This window comes from Paenibacillus sepulcri (assembly GCF_042647105.1).
Taxonomy (GTDB): domain Bacteria; phylum Bacillota; class Bacilli; order Paenibacillales; family Paenibacillaceae; genus Paenibacillus_Z; species Paenibacillus_Z sepulcri.
Map to the genome: position 1 here is coordinate 1,107,005 of NZ_JBHRUP010000001.1, position 17,513 is coordinate 1,124,517.

Below are 17,513 nucleotides of genomic sequence, written 5' to 3' on the forward strand. Positions count from 1 at the left end.
AATTTAATCCAAACTTATCCGCTCCTTTGGATTAGCTATAGAAATCCCGTGCATTATGAAGCAATATGGAAGCTGCCTCACCGGCAGGTAAATCTTTCAGGGAGGCAATTGCCATAGCCACGTCCCGTACCATGGCCGGCTTGGTGATTTGTCCGGCGAAAGGACCTTCGAACGGCCAGGGACCGTCCGTTTCCGTCATCATCAGTTCAATGGGATAAGCGCTCACCATCTGCCGGATTTCTTCTTCATAAAGCACATCCGGTGTTACCGACAAAAAGTAACCGGCTGCACGCATCCGCTCCAAAGTGGCTTCGGAGCCTTTGAACCAATGGAAATGCGCACGCCGGACGCCGTGCTTCTCCAGAATATCGCAGGCTTTGTCTCCATCCTCGTAGACCGCGTGCAGAACGACCGGACGATCAAGTTCGGCAGCCAGAGCGGCAAATTGATCAAGCGCCAGCAGATAAGGACTCTCATCAAAGTCCACGCCCGCTTCACGGGCTTCCATACGCGAATAATAAGGCAGCCCAACCTCTCCGATTGCAAAAACCTCCTCGGCCTGATGGCGCTCCCTGATCCATTGTACAAGCTCCTGCAGCTGGCCCTCGCCAGGAAGATGCTGCTCGGGATGAAAGCCATAAGCCGGAATCACTCTTCCCGGATGCCTTGCGGCAATCTCCCGGTTTATTTTGCAGGAATCCAGATGCATGGATACGGCAACGACTGCAGCAATTCCGTTGTGAAAAGCCCCATTCAGCAGACTCTCCCGTTCCTCCGGCGCATATAAATCCACATGCAAATGCGCATCGATATATGAGCCTTCGTTCAAGCCGGTATTCCCTTTCAATGCATAGCCTCCTCCTTGCGCTTGCTCTCAAACGTTCCATCCGGCTTGAGAAGCTCATAAATTTCCAGCTTCATGGCATTGAATACCGGTTCATTCCACAGCTGCTCCCCGCTGCGCGGGCGCGGGAAAGGAACCGCAATTTCCCGGAGAACGACAGCCGGAGAAGCCGACAGCACAATGATGCGGTCCGAGAGCAGGAGCGCCTCTTCAATACTGTGAGTGACAAACAGGACAGACCGGCGGTGTTCCTCCCACAGGGACAGCAGCCAGGTTTGCATATGCAGTCTGGTCAGCGCATCCAGAGCACCGAAAGGCTCATCCAGACACATCAGGGGCTGAGGGGAAAGCAAAGCACGCAGGAAGGAAACGCGCTGCTGCATGCCTCCGGAGAGGACATGAGGATAAGAGTCAGCCAATCCGCTTAGACCGACGCGTTCCAGCCATTCCTTTGCCAGGGTCCGTCCTTCTCTGCGGGGGAGGCCCGCTATGGATAAAGCAAGCTCAATATTGCCCGTTACGGTCAGCCAAGGCAGCAATGCAGCCTGCTGCGGCATATAAGCGATTCTGCCCCGATCGCCGAGACTGATTCGGCCGTCAATCCGGATCTCACCTGAAGAAGGCCGCTCAAGTCCGCCAATAATTTGGAAGAGAGTCGTTTTCCCGCTGCCGGATGGTCCAATTAACGAGACGAATTCACCTTCCTTCACATGAAAGGTCACATCGGACAATACAAGCTTGGAAGAGTTTCCTTCATTAAAACGCTTGGATACAGCCTTCAGCTCAAGCGCATTCTGTGTCATATAATTAATGTCACGCTCCTTTCTCGGGTTTGCGCCTGCCTCCGCGCACCAGTATTTGCTCAGCCAAACTGATAATTCCAAACAGAATGAGACTCAGAACGACAATAATCGCGATAGCGGAAAATACATTAGCCGTCTGCCAGCCCCGTTGGGACACCAGCATAAAGTTGCCCAGTCCCTCGCTTCCGCCAATCGATTCGGCGTAAATTGCGCTGATCACGCTGTAGGAAGCGGCGATTTTCAGGCCCGAGAACAGATAGGATACGGCGTTGGGAAGCTCCAGGCGCCAGAACAGCTGGCTCTTGGACGCACCGATCATCTTCATATAGTCGACCAGCTTTGGATCGCTTTGCGTAAGTCCCGTAAGCATGGCTACAACAACGGGAAAAAAACAGACGAGCATAATCAGTATGAGCCTCGGGAGTATGCCAAAGCCAAACCACACCACCAGCAGCGATCCCAGTGCGATAACGGGCACGTTCTGGGTCAGAACCAGCAGCGGGTAGAAACCGGCTTTGGCTCCCGGTATAAGATGCAGCAAAGCGGCGAGCACGAAGCCCGCCGCCGTTCCTGCCGTAAAGCCGAGCAGAGTCACGCCCAGCGTTGACAGCGTATGATGAAACAGACGCGGCGCCTCCGAGACTGTGTTGGACGCAATCGCAAGCGGAGACGGGAGAATGTAGGGCTCGATATCAAAAACAGCCACCGCCGCCTGCCACAACACAATAAAAACAGCCAATACAATTACAGGAGGCCCATATTTGCGAAGCTTACTGACCATCTGGATATTTCTCCAGCAGCCTGCCCATGGACGCGCCGCTTTCGGGATTATAGTACACTTTGATTTGTGAGATTACGGATGGGCAACCCATCACGGTCATCGCATCATTCATCTCCTGCACGATAGACAGCAGATGATTCAATTCCCCTTCCATCGTCGTTTCAAGCGGCGCTACACGGTAAGGCACGCCTGATGCTTTAATAATCTCGATGGCACGGTCCACATACGGGATGACGCTTTCCCCTCCAGGTGTATGCGGCAGTATTTGAATGCTTAATAAGGCGTTCGCCATGTCGTTTCCTTCCCCTTTCGCTATTTTGAGTTCCCTCCGGCCTTTATCGGTTATTCAGGCAAAAATTCGTTTGTGAAGGCTTTATCCGCCTCGAGTTTTTTATCCAGCAGCTTATGCTCAAACATCCAGTCGGCATAATTCGTCCATACTTCCGGTTTTTGCTCCCCCCAGCGGGCTGCATCATCCTGATAGCGCGGGCTGAGCCATTTCTGGCTGGCCCGGACCAGATCGGCGTTCAGATCCGGCTCCGCCTTGATCAGAATTTCCGCCGCATCCTCGGGATGATCGATCGCAAAGATATACCCTTCGGATGCTCCGGCTACGAATGCTTTTACAATGTCGCTGCGCTCGGCAATCATCTTCTCATTCGTTTCCAGCACAGGCGTATAATAGTCCAGCTTGTCGCTGTAATCGGTCAAGTAAATCATGTTGATTTTATCCCCGCGAAGCTCGGCCTCCACGCCGGTCCATGCATAATAAATCCAGGCAAAATCAATGTTTTTCTTCACAGCGGTGAAGAAATCAGCATCGCCGATGTTCACGATTTTCACTTTGCCCGCATCCGCCTTCTGCTCCTGCATCAATGAATCGATGACGGCCTCCTCGGCCGGAGAGCCCCAGCCGCCATAGGTTTTACCCTCAAAATCGGTCGGCGTCTTGATATTCTTGTCCGCAGGCGAAGCGAAGCCCGAGGTGTTGTGCTGGATGACAGCGGCTATGGAAACCAGCGGCACACCCTGAATCCGCGCTTGTGTAATCCCTTCCTGATAACCTACTCCGAAATCCGCCGCGCCCGTGGCCACCATCGTGTCGGCACCGGCTTCGCCGGGTTGGATGATTTCCACATCAAGTCCATGGTTTTTGAAAAAACCGTTGTCCCGGGCTACATACAGCCCTGTATGATTCGTATTCGGCGTCCAGTCCAGCACGACCTTCACCTTCGTTAAGGCAGCGGTCTGTCCGGCATCCGTGTTGCCGGACTCCTGGCTGGCTCCGTCCGCATCCGCACCGCTGCTGTTTGTACCCGCCGCGTTGTCTGCCTGCTCCGTATTATTCTCTTTGGCTCCGCAGCCCGCGAGCGTGAGCAGCAGGATAAGCACCGCTATTCCCCATTTTGCCATTGTGAACCGTTTGTTTACTGCCATGATCTGCGCTGCTCCTCCCCAATATCGTTCAAGATAAGCGACAACTTCTTCACATAACCCCGATTTGTCCATAAGAAAAAGCGCCCTCCCGATGGAAGACGCTTGTAAACGGCTTTGTAAAATCCGCCCCCCTGCTTTCACTTAAAACCATGAAAACGGGCTGGCTACAATGCAATTCCTACGCTGGCATTATCCAGATCAGGTCAAAGGGTCGGGATTGTAACGGTATCCCCTCTCAGCCGGCCTACTCCAGCTCCCCATGTCATATTCAGTTATGTCGCATCTCCTATTATAGCAAACAATGCGCAAAATGCCACCTGAATGTTGACATATAACAGGTTGCTTGATCCGTTAAATATACGGGGGCCTTGTGGTGATTTTACAATCGTTTGCCTATCAGTCTCATAAAATCCGCAAATAGAGGCCATTCTTGGCCTACTCCATTACGGAGAACTTGGAATAGCATGTATGATCTACGAGGAAAGGGGGAAATCAGCATGGGAACTTTTCTTGATCAACGCAGCTCGATGAATGCGAATGCTTCCGGCTCCATCAACGTTGCGCTTACCGCAGCTCCGGCATTGTTCGGAGTTATCGGTCTGCAAACCCGCAGCGTCGCGAACCCGATTGTGGATCTTACAGGAACAATCGGATTCAGCGCTCTAGTTGCAGGTACCACCGTTGCTGTCCAGGTTGTTCGCGGAACCTTGATTACAGACACCATTATTTATTCCGCCATCTTCACAGCTGGTATTGCAGGCGTTAATACACGCAGCTTTACCGCACAAGACCTTTTGGCTCCCGCCGCTGCACAAACGACTTACTCTGCTTTTATAAGCAGTGCCGTCGTTGGTTCATCACGGGTCGGCCCCGAAGTGTTCTGGGGACTTGCCTCTTCAACGGTCTAATTCTTCAAAGAAGCTATACGGCCTAGACCGTGTAGCTTCATTTTTTACCTATTTGCGCACTGGAAAGGGTGGATTGAATTGATTTCGGTCAGTTTATGCATGATCGTGCGTAATGAAGAGAAGGTGATCGCACGATGTCTCGATTCGGTTGCGGATTTGATGGACGAAATCATTATCGTCGATACCGGATCGTCGGACCATACGAAAGAAATCGTATCCAGGTATACGAATCATATATACGACTTCGAATGGATTCACGATTTTGCCGCAGCCCGCAATTTTTCCTTCAGCCATGCTGCCAAGGATTATATTTGCTGGCTCGATGCGGATGATGTTTTCCTGGAGAAGGACCGGCAGGCGTTCCTGAAATTGAAAAACGACCTGACTTCCGATTACGATACGGTCCTGATGGATTACGTCCTGTCCCGGGACTTTCAGGGAAATGCCCAGCTGTTCACACGCCGCAACCGGCTGGTTAAACGTGCGCGCAGTTTTCAATGGGTCAACCCTGTGCATGAAGTGCTCGTTGTCGACGGCAGGGCGCTGTCTTCCGGCATTGAAGTTACCCACGCGCCAATGCGCGAGCATAAAGACCCGCTTCGGAATATTTCGATACTGGAAGAAACGATCCGCAAAGAACAGGGGAACATGAGCGCCCGGGTCCATTTCTATTATTCTAATGAGCTCATGGATCACAAACGCTGGGATGAGGCGATTGACAGCTATGAATCCTTCTTAAGGAGAGAAGTCGATTATTTTGAAGACCACCACGCAGCCTGCGGACAGCTTGCGCATTGTTATCATGCAAAAGGCGATGCGAAGAAGGAACTGCAGAGCCTGCTCAAATCCTTCGAGTATGACCTCCCCCGCGCGGATATTTGCTGCAGAATTGCCTATTGGCACGAGGAGCACAGCGATTACGAGAAGGCCATATTTTGGTATGAGATGGCGCTCACACGGGAAATGCCCCCGAACCATTTCGGATTAATGAACAAAATATGCTGGACCTGGGCTCCGCACGTGCAGCTCGCAATCTGTTACGGGAAGCTCGGTCAGCTGGACAAAGCCTGCGAACATACTGAAAAAGCTCTTGAATACTTGCCGGGCGATGCGAATCTGCTTGCCAACAAAAGCCAGTTGGAAGGCGCTCTCCGGTCACTGAAAGCTGCAGAAACCAAGGCTCCGGCAGAAACGGCGGCAATTAAAAACGAAGGAGGCGGATGATCCCCGTGAAGACGAGCATCATAGTCCTGACATGTAACGGACTTCCTTATACACAGAAGTGCTTAGAGAGCATTCGGGCATATACGCCGCCGGATGCTTATGAACTGATTGTGGTCGATAACGGCTCGTACGACGGAACCGTGAAGTGGCTTCAAGATCAACCGGACCTTAAGGTCGTCTATAATCAAGAAAATCTCGGTTTTCCGAAAGGCTGCAACCAAGGGATGGAGCTGGCCACGGGAGAGAATCTGCTCCTGCTCAACAATGATACGGTGCTCACGCCAAGATGGCTCGACCAGCTTCTCGCCTGCCTTTACAGCAGCGGAGAAATCGGCGCGGTTGGTCCCGTCACCAACGCTGCCGCTTATTATTCGGCCCTTCAAGTGCCTTACAGCTCGTTGGATGAGATGATCCCGTTCGCCGAACAATATAACCGTTCTGATCCTTCGAAATGGGAGGAACGCCTCAAGCTGATCGGCTTTTGCCTGCTGATGAAGCGAGAGGTTTACGATGCAGTCGGCTTCATGGATGAGCAGTTCACGCCAGGCAATTACGAGGATGACGACTATTGTCTTCGTATCCGCAATGCCGGCTACCGGCTTATGATTTGCACGGATACATTCATCCATCACGAAGGCAGCGCCTCATTCAGGGGTGACCCGCAGGCTTATTACGGGCTTATGCAAACCAATAGCCAGAAGTTTAATGAGAAATGGGGCTTCAGCCCGGAATATTCCCTGCTGATCCGTCATGAAATTTTACAGCTTCTCGACGAGCCTTCAGCGGAGCCGCTTCGTGTGCTTGAAATCGGCTGTGCCTGCGGAGCTACGCTGCTCGAGCTTAAAAATTGGTATCCGAATGCCGAGCTGCACGGGATCGAGTTGAATTCGAGCGCAGCTGATATTGCCTCGCAAATTGCAAAGGTCCGCACCGGAAATATCGAAACAATGGATATCGAATATCCCGGGCTTTATTTTGACTATATCATTTGTGCGGATGTGCTTGCGCATTTAATGGAACCCTGGAATATTGTCCAGAAGGTACTTCCGCTTCTGAAAGAAGAAGGCAAACTGCTGGCCAGCATTCCGAATGTCGGCCATTATTCGGTGATCCGCGATCTGCTGAAGGGGCAATGGAATTATACGGATAGAGGGCTTCTGGACGTGACGAATCTTCGATTCTTTACCCGCAGCAGCATCGAGCGCTTATTCGCCGGAACCGGTTATGGCTACTTGCAGTTCCGCCGCAACATCATCCAGCCTTCGGAGGAAGACGAGACATGGATGGAGAACATGGCGGGTCTATTGGGCAGCGAGATGCATGAAGAATGGCGCACGTATCAATATTTGGTGAAAGCCTATAAGAAACAGCCGCTAATCACAACAGCACGGACTGAAGCCAATGAGAGGCTGAAATCCGTAGTCCGCCGGATCGAATGGGATATTGAAATGGAAGAAAGCCGTACGGAACTGATTGAAATGTTTCGCCGGGAAGAATTCAACGAACTGGATTTGGCCGAAGTTATCGGGCAGGATCTTGTCTTTCCTTCGAAAACGGCTTCTATCGTCGCAGACATTCTGGTTCAAAACGGATTCTTTTCTTCGAAAGAAGAGCTTCTTCGAAAACTGCTGGGGGGAATATGCTAGTATGAACAGCACCGACCTGCGGAAAATTACCGTCATCAGCTTCGTTAACGATGAAGCCAAATATGAGGAGTGTTTGATATCTCCTTGGCTGCTTGTGACAACAATCCCGGTACATGGGGAGTAAGCTAAGTGTGACTCTCGATGGAGTGTTGAAAGACGTGAACCCGCTACTCTCAAGTTCGATATCGAGGGGGTGGAAATGGAGCAATAATTGGACTATCGCTTTTATCTCAGATCACACTGATATGATGGATTAGAACCCTTATGTTATTCAGTGTCCTCTCTAAACCTACCCACAGCACATTTTCATGTCAAGGGGACAGTCACCCAAGCCAGAAGTACGCAGGAATCATAGATTGGAAGTGACGGAGGAGCGTAAGGCATTAATATTTTGTTCCTCAACGGGTGGTTCTACCTTACAAAATGTGGAGCTGACAGCATATTTGGAGAATAAAAAAATTCCGGCAGCAATCAACCATTGCGTCTCCATCTAACCCACCGAAGACGGTGAACTGAAGCTGAATCAGATCGATTTCTTCAGAAACCGGAATCCAAAACATACCATCGGCTTTTTCACGTATGAATATCAAGAATGGTCTTCCTCACTTACGATTGCTTATGCCAAAGGCGCTAGAACCTTTGTATGACAATTTGATATGGAACAAGATGAAATTTCTATTTCTCCTTATTGTTCGCTTCACGAACAGGCTGATCAATGGTTTGAAGCTATTCATAAAGAAATGTGCGGCGCTGCCGGAGATCATATATGTTTTAGAGCTTCTAGCATTGAACTTAATTTCGGAACAAGTGAGGGAAATATTCGATGAATAATAGCAAAATATGTTTTATCTATTGTGTGAATGATGAAAGGAAATACGCGGAGTCCGCTAAATCTATAGACTCGTTACTTGTACCGGAAGGTTTTATAACTGATAAGATAGCAATAACGGAAGCAGAAAGCATTACTAGCGGTTATAACGTTGCAATGAACCATTCGGATGCTAAATATAAGGTATATCTTCATCAGGATACGTTAATTATCAACAAAAATTTTATATTTGATTGTTTGGCTTTGTTTCAAACGCATCCCAATTTAGGTCTTCTAGGCATGGTTGGAGCCACTATTCCGATTAACGGTATCTGGTGGGAAGCTAGGAAAAAATTTGGGAAAGTTTATGATAGTCACACCGGAACGATGGAATTGCTGGTTTTCCAAGATGTGCACTCGGATTATGTACAGGTTACGGGTATAGATGGGTTTATGATGATTACACAGTATGATGTGCCTTGGAGAGAGGATCTTATAAAAGGGTGGCATTATTACGATCTCTCGCAGTCGGCTGAGTTTATGAAGGCTGGTTATGAAGTTGGCGTGCCGAAGCAAGAAAACCCATGGTGTATCCACGATTGCGGAGTAGTTAACGTTCGCAACGGATTTGATGAGAATAGAGCGATATTTCTGGAAGAGTACGCCGCGCAGCTATTTCCACTTGTTAGTGTGATGATCCCAACTTACAACAGACCCCGTTATTTTGAGTTGGCGTTAAAAAGTGCTCTTGAACAGACTTATAAACATATAGAGATTATCGTTTGTGACGATAGTACCAATGACCAGACCCAGCAATTAATCCAGGCCTATTTACAAACCTATAAGAACATTCATTATTTTAAAAATGAACAAAACCTTGGACCAGTACAAAATGATTTAAAGTGTATGGAGCTTGCAACGGGAGAATATGTCAACTTTCTGATGGATGATGATTTGTTTCACCCCCATAAAATTGAGAAAATGATGAATTACTTTCTTGATTGTGCTGATATGAAAATTTCTCTGGTTACATCACATAGACAATTAATTGATGATCATGGGAATTCCCTTCAGGATATACGTTCAACCAGTAAACTTTTCAACGAGAATACTTTAATCGATGGCTACGAATTCGGAAGCTTTATGTTACGGTCTGTACCGTTTAATTATATTGGAGAACCTACAACAGCGCTTTTTAGAAAAAAAGATTTGGAAGAACCGTTCGGCACTTTTTTAGGCAGAGAATATGGCTGCAATGTAGATATGGCAGCTTGGATGAGACTGCTTTCTAAAGGTAATATCATTTATATTCCTGAATCATTAAGCTATTTTAGAATCCATGGAGAACAGCAGCAGCACTCAGAAAAAATGCTGGTGGCGGGTATGCTCGATTATGCCCACCAAATCTTGAAAGCACCGCAACTTGGTTTCTTTTCGAATGAAGCGCACTATGTGCAAGCTATCGGGAACTGCTTGAATTATATGAGTGATATTGTAAACGGTATTAGTGAGGAATATAGAAGAAGCTCAGATTTCCAGCAAATTGCGTTCTTTCAGCATCAATTAACTCAGAAACTTCAAGAATTGCTAAATAAGCAGCCATTAGTAAGTGTTCTTATTCCATCTTATAATAGACCTCAATATTTAGAGTTAGCCTTACAAAGTGTATTAAACCAAACGTATAAAAATATTGAGATTATTATTTGTGACGATAGTACGAATGACGAAGTGCAGCAAATGATTCAACCTTATTTAAGCTCCTCAGCTAACCGCATCAGGTACTATAAGAATCAATCCACATTGGGCGGTGTATTAAATTTCCGTAAATGCTTTGAGCTTTCTCATGGCGAATACATCAATTATTTGATGGATGATGATCTATTCCATATAAATAAAATAGAGAAAATGATGTGGTACTTTTTAAATGATACGCAAAAAGAGATTTCATTAGTCACTTCATATAGACAACGTATCGATGAACTGGGTAATGAATTGCCTGAAATTGAAGAAACCAAAAAATTATTTGAGGGAGATACAATCGTAGAAGGAATTAAATTTGGTGAATTTATATGCAAAGATTTGATGAATGTTATTGGTGAGCCAACCACTGTTTTATTTAGAAAAGAAAGCTTAAAAGAACCGTTTGGCGTATTTGGGGGCAGACAATATAAAAACAACGTAGACCTTGCGAGTTGGATGAGTTTACTTTCCGTAGGGAATATGGTTTATGTATCGGATGTATTGAGTTATTTAAGAGCTCATACAGAACAGGTGTCTAACACAACAAGGGCAAGTATTGAAGGCTATATTGATTTTGCGCATCAAATAGTGGAATCCCCTAATCATGGTTATTTTAAAGAAATACAGGAATACAAGGCAGCTGTAGACTCATGTTTACATCATTTGAAATATGCAATAGAAGCTAACAAGGACAATGTACAAGATTTTAAGGACCTAACGCAGAGCTATTTAGCTGTTGAAGAGAAGTGGTCTTCTCTTATAGGTAAAGTAATTAAAATTGATTTGGGATGCGGCAACGATAAAGAGGCAAATTATTTTGGTTTAGATGTTTATAAGGGTTCCCAAGTCGATTGGGTAATGGATTTCAATACAGATCGACTACCTTTTGATGACAACTCAATCGAGCATGCAGTTACTTATCATGCCCTTGAGCACATACAAAATCTTCAGCATATTGTTTCGGAAGCTTGGCGTGTCTTAAAACCGAATGCACAGTTTTTTGTATGTGTGCCCTACTATAACTCGCATATAAATTTGGCAAATATTTTTCACGTCCAAAATTTCAATGAACACAGCTTCCGGTTCTTTTCAAGTGAAATCTCTACTCATTGCTTACCGGAGCATCTTTGGAAGTATCATTTCACCCCGACTTGGGGCTTGAAAGCTTCTGCAAACTCATTTACGGCTGCTGAATTTAGATGTTTAAAAATCGAATTTGATTATTTCCCGGCTTATAAAAACTTAAGCGAAGCTGAAAAAGAGCTTGCCCGGCAAAAGCATATTAATGTCGTTCATAATATATGTTTTTATTTGCAGGCAATAAAACCTGGAACACAAATTAATACGATTCATGAGTCCGATATCATCGTTCCGAATAGACGCAAATGGATGATTGATAATAATTGGTAATTATTTAGGATGAGGTGATGATCATGTCCATACAACTATTTTCCCCTACCTTTAGAATAGAAGAATGTTTAGCTGAAATTAGAGAATGCCTGGAAAAGGGATGGACTGGGCTGGGATTTAAAACGGTTGAGTTTGAGGATAGGTGGAAGGCTTATACCGGGTTTGAAAACGCTCATTTCCTGAACTCTGCGACTGTAGGATTGAGTTTGGCATTTAAAATATTAAAAATGGAAAATAAATGGGTTGATGGTGATGAAGTTATTTCTACCCCATTAACCTTTGTATCTTCTAATCATGCCATTGTGTATGAAGGATTAAATGTTGTATTTGCAGATGTAGATGAATACCTTTGCTTAGACCCGCTTAATATTGAGAAAAAAATTACAACAAAAACAAAGGCTGTCCTATTTGTCGGGATGGGAGGCAACGTTGGTCAGTATGAGAAAATCGTGCAATTATGCAAAAGGTATAACTTGAAACTTGTCCTTGATGCTGCACATATGTCAGGTACCAGATTAAACGGCGAGATTCCCGGTAAGGAAGCAGATGCTGTTGTCTATTCATTTCAAGCAGTAAAGAACTTACCTACAGCCGATTCTGGAATGATATGTTTTAAGGAAAAGAAGCATGATGAAATCTGCAGGAAATTATCTTGGTTGGGTATAAATAAGGACACGTACTCACGAACGACTGATAAAGGTGCCTATAAGTGGAAATATGATGTCGAATATGTTGGATATAAATATCATGGAAATTCAATCATGGCCGGGATTGCACTCGTGCAATTAAAATATTTGGATCAGGATAATGCCTATAGGAGACAATTAGCCAAATGGTATGATGACGGATTTAATAATGTCAAAGATCGGATTAAAACGGTAGCTGTAGCAGATGGCTGTGAATCTTCAAGTCATCTCTATGTAATTGAAGTCAATAACAGAGACCAGTTACTTTTAGCATTAAATGAAAGTGATATATTTCCTGGTGTTCATTATCGTGATAATACGGAGTATAAAATGTATGCTTACGCACAAAATACTTGTCCTAATGCTCATAGATTGTCAGATCGTATTTTATCGCTTCCACTACATTTGAAAATGACAAAGCATGATGTTTGCTATATTTGTCAACAGGTAATTAAATATTGCAATTAATTTGAGATATTTTTTTCTCACTCCACTGCAGGGAGGATTTAAATGGACCATAGTTATACGTTTGAAACTGACCGTCTACTCTATTTACCGCTGAGCTGGAAAGACCTTGAGCTGATTCGTCAATGGAGAAATCAGGATCATATCAGAGTAAATTTTATCGATCAAAATATAATTACAACCCAACAACAGAATAATTGGTTCAGAAAGTATTTAAAGAACGATAATGATATCATGCTCTTGGCCTTTGAAAAAAAACAGCATATTCCCGTAGGTACTGCTGGGTTGTACCGAATAAACAGAATTTATAATAATGCTGAATTTGGAAGATTAATGATCGGAAGCAAACAATTATCCGGAAATGGTTACGGTACGGAAATCGTCAAAGGGCTTTGTAATTTTGCAGGTGAAGAACTTGGTTTGACAAATATTTATCTGCAGGTCCTGGATGGTAATGAAAACGCAAAACATATATACCAAAAAATTGGCTTTAAACATAATGGAGTTAACGTGGAGAATAGTCTGAAATTAATTCAAATGGAGTTGATATTGTAGAAACGGCTCCTCAGAGACTCCTAGAGTAACTAACTCGGCCTTCGCAGCTGCAAATTAGCTTGATGTAAAAATAGAAAGGTGTGTAAATCCAACGGTACACAATCGTTCCCTGTCTGAACAGTCTTTTTTTCGGCTGTTTTTCATTCCCTGAAAATCGTCAAGCTGCTTCGAGAGGTGGGGATTTGCTCAAGTCTTTTGGTCTCCCTGCGCTCGCTGTCTTTCTGTTACTTTTCTCGCTTGTTTCTGATGGTAAGAATTGGTTTCCCCTGCTGGAAAGCAGCCGCGGCAGTTCGCTGCCAGTCAAAGATGTGGTCTACCGGTTTGAGCGACGACAAGCAGGAGATAAGCGTACAATCTGGGCTATTTTCTTTTATGCGGATGAAGTTCGTACCTGGACTTCTCAACCGCTCTTCAACAACTGATGACGTTATTCTTAAATTTGGCTTGAGCAATGAACAAATACGGCAAACAAGCAGTTTGTGTCAACTCCACGCGTGAATGACCGATTTGCCCTTGTACATCAAGGGTGTATTCGGTAATTTAAGCTGCAAAGTTGAGTAACTATATGAAAAGTAGGTGGATTGAATGGACATGAAAAATTCAGAGAAAGAACGGAATTGGCAGAATTGGGATAAAAGTGATAATGCGAAGATAATAGATAATTATTGGCTAGCAACAGAAATGGAAAAAAACTGGAGAAAAACGGTTGTCCAGCATATCCAGGAAATCCTTGATTCCCCCTCAAAAATAACGGAAATCGGATGTGGAACAGGATTGATTGCTAACGAATTAATGACAACGGGAGTGGTAAATAAGAATCAATACCAAGGTGGAGATATATCCGAAAACATGCTTGAAATAGCAAGATCAAGGCTTCCTGATATAAGTTTTTATAAATGGGATATATTTAATCTAGCACTGGCAAATAAGTCACAGCCAAATTTAATTTGCATCCACGTATTACAGCATTTACCTGAAATTATAACGCCAATCAAAGAATTGGTTCGAGTGGCACGAGATCGTTTATATATTGCTTGTTGGTTTTCTGACACCAATGAGACGGAAATTCGATTTAATAATTTAGAGGAAGGGTTTTACAATAACATTTATTCTTTGCCTGACTTTTTAAATCACGTTCATAGTGCCGCTTCAATTCATAATCGCAAAATTTCGGACATCAATGTACAAATGTTTGATAGTCCAATATGTGCAGTAACTATTACTTTTAAGGATTAAAGACTTTGGTTATACCTTTTTGTCAGCAATGCCAGATTCTCCACACTTCAGCATATACTCTATCCCTCCTCCTTGATGAACTACAATAGAAAGAGCTGTAATAAGAAGTTGAGTAAACGTCCACCCGCGCGCTGCATACCATTTTCCCGCCTCCCTGATGACCTGCTCGGCTGTGAGACCCTTGAGGTCACCCAGCAACGGAAACGCTTTGCATCAGCAATGGTGATGGCACCCTTGGCATCACACTTTTCGAGGGCTTGTTGTCCCGGTTCTCCTTGTTACGTTTCGTTGTTGACAGGGCTTTGATAATGACCCGTATCTTCTAATACAACGGCAGGACGTTTCCTAGTAAAGGACTTTAGATCTTGTACGTAACAGAGCAAGGAAGCTAATCTCTCAAATCGTGCTTAAACCGGAAGGTCTTTCAGTAGGGTTCCCCGATCTGAAAAAGCTTGTGCATAACTTTCTCCTTTCGATACATTAAAACTAATGACAGGATTCATATTCGCCGGCACCCCCTAGCCTTCTGTTATCCACAGGATCGCATGTGATAAAGGATCTTTGTCCCAACCAGCCTAATCATGGTGTAACAAGTAGGGGGATGAAATGGAATAGCTCGGGATCCGACTACCAAGGGCCGAAATGTTCAATCCCCGGCTACCGTTAATTTAAAGGTCGACCAGAAAGATCTGATGACATTATATTGCGAATTCCAGGTAATAAGTTATCGTAAAGTAGAAAACTTTTCCTCGACTACCTGCAAGGTTGATAAACTTTATTCTTCAATCAGAGATGATGTACTACTTGGAGCGAATTTATTGAATCTCTCTATTTATTGATTACACATAGTTGGCAAACATAGTGTCGAGTCGAGAAATGAAATGGATAAAACAAAAAAAGACGGCACGCGGTTACGATGAACCGCGGCCGCCGCGAAATTTTGCGGTGTGCGCTTTTGCCTCATCCGTGTTGGTCACCCGGTTGCGGCTCCATTCGATAAGGATGCGGTCAATGTAGCGGAAATGAAGCTTGCCTGCAAACACAGCTTCCTTCAAGGCGAAAAGAATCAGCTCTTCCGCGTAATGATCCTGATCCAGCCAGGCGCTGATCGTCTCGCATTCCATGGGAGACAGCGGACGACCGAATTCCTGCTCGAACACCGAGAACAAATCTGCTGATTTCGCTGCGGCCGAACGCCGCTTTCCGCGGTCCGACTGAATGGCCTGCTTGGCTTCCTCAGCAAGCCATTCGGCACAGCGGATTATAAGTCCGTTCCAATTGTAGCGCTCTGACGGAATACCGCTGATGGGGTCCATATCTTCATCAATCATCAGCAGCCCCTCTTTCATCAATCTTCCAAGCTGCTGCCCCACTGCCTTGGAGCTTGTCCCGAGCCGCTCGGCTAGCTGCTCCGGGGTGGGAAAATCAATCTGCTCCAGCTGCCTGAAGCTCATCAATTGTATAAACAGCAGCATATCGCCATCGGAAATGCCGATGGCCTTATAAGAGCGCAATAACGCGGCAGGGACAACAACGCCGCCGCTGTTCATAGCGGCGGCCATTCCCCGGGCGTATGCTTTCCACATTTCATTTTTCAAAGGTCGCCCTCCAGCCCTGCAACCTGTCATTCCGCCTGCTGGAACCGGTCGTCAGCAATATAGTTAAGGATATAATCGGTAAAGGGTGCGCGGGAACGCGATCGTCTCGCGGACATGCTCCAGCCCGCAGATCCAGGCTACCGTCCGTTCCAGACCGAGCCCGAAGCCCGAATGGGGTACCGTCCCATATTTTCTAAGATCCAGGTACCATTGGTAAGCCTCCGTTGACAGCTCATGCTCGGCGAAGCGCTCCGCCAGCAGCTGCGGATCATCAATCCGCTGCGAGCCGCCGATAATTTCCCCATATCCTTCGGGAGCAATCATATCGGCGCATAGCACAACCTCCGGCCGGTTTGGATCCGGCTTCATGTAGAAAGCCTTGAAGGAGGTCGGATAATGTGTGATGAATACCGGACGATCGAAACTTGCGGCAATAGCCGTCTCATGCGGGGCACCGAAATCCTCGCCCCAGGGAATCTCGAAGCCTTGATCGTTCAGCATCTTAATGGCCTCGTCATACGTAATGCGCGGGAAAGGCGCCTGAATGGCTTCCAGCTTCGAGACGTCGCGTCCCACCGTCTCAAGCTCCCGGCGGCAGTTCGCCAGAACCGACTGCACGACATAAGCAATAAACTGCTCCTGTACGCGCAGATTCTCCTCATGGTCGACAAATGCCATCTCCGGCTCAATCATCCAGAACTCGATCAGATGACGGCGCGTTTTGGATTTCTCCGCCCGGAAGGTCGGACCAAAGGAATACACTTTGCCGAGTGCCATAGCCGCCGCTTCCATATATAACTGGCCGCTCTGCGTCAAATAAGCGTCTTCATCAAAATATTTGGTATGAAACAGATTCGTCGTACCCTCGCATGACGACGGCGTCAGCACCGGCGGATCCACCAGAGTGAAGCCGCGCTCATCGAAGAACTGCTGAATGGCCCGGATGATCTGGGCACGGATAACCAGAATCGCCCGCTGCTTGGTGGAGCGCAGCCACAGATGACGGCGGTCCATCAGAAAGTCAACCCCATGCTCCTTCGGGGTAATCGGATAATCCTGCGTGAGCTGGATGATCTCGATTTCCTGCACGGTCAGCTCATAGCCGGACGGACTGCGCGGCTCCGCACGCACTTCTCCCTTTACATACAGCGAGCTCTCCTGGGTCAGCTGCTGGGCTGCTGTCCACACTTCTTCCGGCACCTCGCTTTTGACTACAACGCCCTGCACATATCCTGTTCCGTCGCGAAGCTGCAAAAACTGGATTTTGCCGCTGGAGCGTTTGCCGCCGAGCCAGCAGCCGATCCATGCCGATTCGCCGGTATGCTGCGCCAATTGTCCAATCGTCGTTAATGCTCTCATCTATTTATCCCGT

Annotated in this window: 17 protein-coding genes and 1 riboswitch; of the genes, 10 read left to right on the forward strand and 7 right to left on the reverse strand. The window is 46.3% G+C overall.

From position 1 onward, the window contains the following. Window positions 1-31 precede the first annotated feature (31 nt). From ACFOLF_RS04980 to ACFOLF_RS05000, 5 genes are read right to left on the reverse strand one after another with little or no spacing between them, the layout of a single operon-like run. Entirely contained in the window at window positions 32-847 is an 816-nt protein-coding gene (locus ACFOLF_RS04980) for a TatD family hydrolase (protein ID WP_379114593.1), read from the reverse strand. Continuing rightward, window positions 844-1,647, reverse strand: a complete 804-nt coding sequence (locus tag ACFOLF_RS04985) for an ABC transporter ATP-binding protein (RefSeq protein ID WP_210041305.1) — start codon at window positions 1,645-1,647, stop codon at window positions 844-846. Before ACFOLF_RS04985 ends, ACFOLF_RS04980 begins: the two co-directional genes overlap by 4 nt. 10 nt (window positions 1,648-1,657) lie before the next feature. After that, window positions 1,658-2,428, reverse strand: coding sequence for an ABC transporter permease (locus ACFOLF_RS04990; protein ID WP_210041307.1), 771 nt, complete (start codon window positions 2,426-2,428; stop codon window positions 1,658-1,660). Then, a complete protein-coding gene (locus ACFOLF_RS04995; RefSeq protein WP_210041309.1) occupies window positions 2,418-2,720 on the reverse strand; it encodes a thiamine-binding protein in 303 nt (100 codons plus the stop codon). The genes ACFOLF_RS04990 and ACFOLF_RS04995 overlap by 11 nt, the downstream gene beginning before the upstream one ends. Before the next feature lie 50 nt (window positions 2,721-2,770). Continuing rightward, window positions 2,771-3,841, reverse strand: coding sequence for an ABC transporter substrate-binding protein (locus tag ACFOLF_RS05000; RefSeq protein ID WP_210042249.1), 1,071 nt, complete (start codon window positions 3,839-3,841; stop codon window positions 2,771-2,773). 182 nt (window positions 3,842-4,023) lie between these two features. Beyond that, window positions 4,024-4,135, reverse strand: a riboswitch (TPP riboswitch). A 227-nt stretch (window positions 4,136-4,362) separates the two neighbouring features. Here ACFOLF_RS05000 and ACFOLF_RS05005 point away from each other — a divergent pair. The 10 genes from ACFOLF_RS05005 (at window position 4,363) to ACFOLF_RS05050 (ending at window position 14,543) form a co-directional block, all read left to right on the forward strand. Further along, on the forward strand, window positions 4,363-4,773 hold the full coding sequence (locus ACFOLF_RS05005; protein ID WP_210041311.1) for a hypothetical protein: 411 nt from the start codon (window positions 4,363-4,365) through the stop codon (window positions 4,771-4,773). A 78-nt stretch (window positions 4,774-4,851) separates the two neighbouring features. Continuing rightward, the gene (locus ACFOLF_RS05010) at window positions 4,852-5,997 is read left to right on the forward strand and encodes a glycosyltransferase (RefSeq protein WP_210041313.1); all 1,146 of its coding nucleotides are present in this window, start codon (window positions 4,852-4,854) and stop codon (window positions 5,995-5,997) included. A gap of 5 nt (window positions 5,998-6,002) precedes the next feature. Continuing rightward, window positions 6,003-7,643, forward strand: coding sequence for a glycosyltransferase (locus tag ACFOLF_RS05015; RefSeq protein ID WP_210041315.1), 1,641 nt, complete (start codon window positions 6,003-6,005; stop codon window positions 7,641-7,643). 1 nt (window position 7,644) lies between these two features. Further along, window positions 7,645-7,767, forward strand: a complete 123-nt coding sequence (locus tag ACFOLF_RS05020) for a hypothetical protein (RefSeq protein ID WP_379114591.1) — start codon at window positions 7,645-7,647, stop codon at window positions 7,765-7,767. Between the two features lie 532 nt (window positions 7,768-8,299). Continuing rightward, a complete protein-coding gene (locus ACFOLF_RS05025) occupies window positions 8,300-8,470 on the forward strand; it encodes a hypothetical protein (RefSeq protein ID WP_210041317.1) in 171 nt (56 codons plus the stop codon). Then, a complete protein-coding gene (locus tag ACFOLF_RS05030) occupies window positions 8,467-11,601 on the forward strand; it encodes a glycosyltransferase (RefSeq protein ID WP_210041319.1) in 3,135 nt (1,044 codons plus the stop codon). Before ACFOLF_RS05025 ends, ACFOLF_RS05030 begins: the two co-directional genes overlap by 4 nt. 23 nt (window positions 11,602-11,624) lie before the next feature. Then, entirely contained in the window at window positions 11,625-12,755 is a 1,131-nt protein-coding gene (locus tag ACFOLF_RS05035) for a DegT/DnrJ/EryC1/StrS family aminotransferase (protein ID WP_379114589.1), read from the forward strand. Between the two features lie 42 nt (window positions 12,756-12,797). Then, on the forward strand, window positions 12,798-13,307 hold the full coding sequence (locus ACFOLF_RS05040) for a GNAT family N-acetyltransferase (protein WP_210041321.1): 510 nt from the start codon (window positions 12,798-12,800) through the stop codon (window positions 13,305-13,307). A gap of 182 nt (window positions 13,308-13,489) precedes the next feature. Then, window positions 13,490-13,729, forward strand: coding sequence for a hypothetical protein (locus ACFOLF_RS05045; protein ID WP_210041323.1), 240 nt, complete (start codon window positions 13,490-13,492; stop codon window positions 13,727-13,729). 169 nt (window positions 13,730-13,898) lie between these two features. Then, entirely contained in the window at window positions 13,899-14,543 is a 645-nt protein-coding gene (locus ACFOLF_RS05050; protein WP_210041325.1) for a class I SAM-dependent methyltransferase, read from the forward strand. 911 nt (window positions 14,544-15,454) lie between these two features. On the opposite strand, the gene ACFOLF_RS05055 is transcribed toward ACFOLF_RS05050, so the two are convergent. Together ACFOLF_RS05055 and asnS are read right to left on the reverse strand one after the other, a co-directional pair. Further along, window positions 15,455-16,141: a DnaD domain protein gene (locus tag ACFOLF_RS05055; protein ID WP_210041327.1), complete on the reverse strand. Its 687-nt coding sequence runs from the start codon at window positions 16,139-16,141 to the stop codon at window positions 15,455-15,457. Window positions 16,142-16,204: 63 nt separating this feature from the next. Continuing rightward, the gene (gene asnS / locus ACFOLF_RS05060) at window positions 16,205-17,500 is read right to left on the reverse strand and encodes an asparagine--tRNA ligase (RefSeq protein WP_210041329.1); all 1,296 of its coding nucleotides are present in this window, start codon (window positions 17,498-17,500) and stop codon (window positions 16,205-16,207) included. Window positions 17,501-17,513 lie beyond the last annotated feature (13 nt).

Coding starts and splice junctions, on each gene's coding strand:
- ACFOLF_RS04985 (WP_210041305.1), bottom strand. CDS start 1,647: ATGACACAGAATGCGCTTGAGCTGAAGGCTGTATCCAAGCGTTTTAAT.
- ACFOLF_RS04990 (WP_210041307.1), bottom strand. CDS start 2,428: ATGGTCAGTAAGCTTCGCAAATATGGGCCTCCTGTAATTGTATTGGCT.
- ACFOLF_RS04995 (WP_210041309.1), bottom strand. CDS start 2,720: ATGGCGAACGCCTTATTAAGCATTCAAATACTGCCGCATACACCTGGA.
- ACFOLF_RS05000 (WP_210042249.1), bottom strand. CDS start 3,841: ATGGCAAAATGGGGAATAGCGGTGCTTATCCTGCTGCTCACGCTCGCG.
- ACFOLF_RS05005 (WP_210041311.1), top strand. CDS start 4,363: ATGGGAACTTTTCTTGATCAACGCAGCTCGATGAATGCGAATGCTTCC.
- ACFOLF_RS05020 (WP_379114591.1), top strand. CDS start 7,645: ATGAACAGCACCGACCTGCGGAAAATTACCGTCATCAGCTTCGTTAAC.
- ACFOLF_RS05025 (WP_210041317.1), top strand. CDS start 8,300: ATGGAACAAGATGAAATTTCTATTTCTCCTTATTGTTCGCTTCACGAA.
- ACFOLF_RS05030 (WP_210041319.1), top strand. CDS start 8,467: ATGAATAATAGCAAAATATGTTTTATCTATTGTGTGAATGATGAAAGG.
- ACFOLF_RS05035 (WP_379114589.1), top strand. CDS start 11,625: ATGTCCATACAACTATTTTCCCCTACCTTTAGAATAGAAGAATGTTTA.
- ACFOLF_RS05040 (WP_210041321.1), top strand. CDS start 12,798: ATGGACCATAGTTATACGTTTGAAACTGACCGTCTACTCTATTTACCG.
- ACFOLF_RS05050 (WP_210041325.1), top strand. CDS start 13,899: ATGAAAAATTCAGAGAAAGAACGGAATTGGCAGAATTGGGATAAAAGT.
- asnS (WP_210041329.1), bottom strand. CDS start 17,500: ATGAGAGCATTAACGACGATTGGACAATTGGCGCAGCATACCGGCGAA.